Below are 754 nucleotides of genomic sequence, written 5' to 3' on the forward strand. Positions count from 1 at the left end.
CGCTTGTATGCTCGTACAGGCGACTCAGCAGGTGGAATAGCAACGCCCCGCCGGCCTGGCTGAAGGGCAGATATCCGAGTTCGTCCAGAATGACCAGGTCGAGGCGAAGCAGGCTCGCCGCGATCCTCCCGGCGCGTCCCTGCGCCTTCTCCTGCTCCAGTGCGTTGGCCAGATCCACGGTCGAGTAGAAGCGCACCCGCTTGCCGTGGTGCATGATGCCGGACACGCCTATGGCGGTCGCCAGATGCGTCTTGCCCGAGCCCGGGCCGCCGACCAGAACCAGGTTGTGCGCGCCCTCGGTGAACGTCATGCCGGCCAGTTGCGTGACGAGCTGACGGTCGACCGGCGAGCCATCGAAGTCGAAGTCCGCGATGTCGCGATGCACCGGGAACTTCGCCGCGTTCATCTGGTGGCTGACCGAACGCACGGCCCGATCCGCGACCTCGGCCTGCAACAGCCGTTCGAGCAGCCATTGCGAAGACGCCGCCTCGACATTCACCTGTTCGAGCAGTTCGGCCCAGCCGGCAGCCATGCCGTGCAGCCGCAAGTGTTTGAGTTCGACAATCAGATCACGCATGACCGGCCTCCGGCTGTTGCAGTGCCGGGCGCAGCCCGTCGTAGCGCGAGGTGTCGGCCAGCGGCGGTGTCGTCAGTTGTAGCGCAGTATCGATCTTCGGCGGCATCTGCACGCTGCGCATGCGCGACAGCACGTTCACCACATGCTCGACGCTCACGCGCCCGGAGGGCGGCGCCT

At 66.2% G+C, this 754-nt stretch carries 1 protein-coding gene and 1 pseudogene; both read right to left on the reverse strand.

Features of this window, described 5'->3' with window-relative positions; translation table 11 throughout:
* The coding region (locus FSO04_RS45925; RefSeq protein ID WP_154568031.1) for an ATP-binding protein at nucleotides 1-577 on the reverse strand (577 nt) is incomplete at its 3' end.
* Nucleotides 570-754 (reverse strand): annotated as a pseudogene (locus tag FSO04_RS45930) (IS21 family transposase); the annotation flags it as partial. The gene FSO04_RS45925 and the pseudogene FSO04_RS45930, both read right to left, overlap by 8 nt.

Source organism: Paraburkholderia madseniana, assembly GCF_009690905.1.
GTDB lineage: Bacteria > Pseudomonadota > Gammaproteobacteria > Burkholderiales > Burkholderiaceae > Paraburkholderia > Paraburkholderia madseniana.